The sequence below is a fragment of the Shewanella sp. AS1 genome (assembly GCF_021412565.1).
GTDB lineage: Bacteria > Pseudomonadota > Gammaproteobacteria > Enterobacterales > Shewanellaceae > Shewanella.
In genome coordinates this window covers 1-288 of sequence record NZ_JAKCLJ010000080.1, presented here as the reverse complement: position 1 = coordinate 288, position 288 = coordinate 1, and the positions used below count along the sequence as shown (strand labels likewise).

At 57.3% G+C, this 288-nt stretch carries 1 protein-coding gene; it reads left to right on the top strand.

Annotation, left to right across the window (positions count from 1 at the left end):
* A partial coding sequence (locus LZP69_RS16135) for a hypothetical protein (protein ID WP_234201713.1) occupies positions 1–215 on the top strand: 215 nt, incomplete at its 5' end.
* Between the last annotated feature and the right edge of the window lie 73 nt (positions 216–288).

Here is a 288-nt window from a genome sequence, read left to right as displayed (position 1 = left end):
TGTCCCTTCGAAAGGATGAAGCGGTCGCGGTCTTCCCAGTCTGGACGCTGGGGGTCGAGGCGCAGGATGCGGAAATACAGCGCGGTGACGATATCCGCCGCGGATCAAGAGCCCCCTGGATGACCGGCTTGCGCATCATAGATCATGGTGATGATATCGCGCCGGATCGTCCGGGCTTTATTAACCAGCTCGGGTGTGCTCAGGCGCGCGTTTGAATGGATATTGATCGTCTCCATCTTCTACCCTGTTTCCATGACCATTTGCCTTGTCAGGCGGTGCATGCTCGAT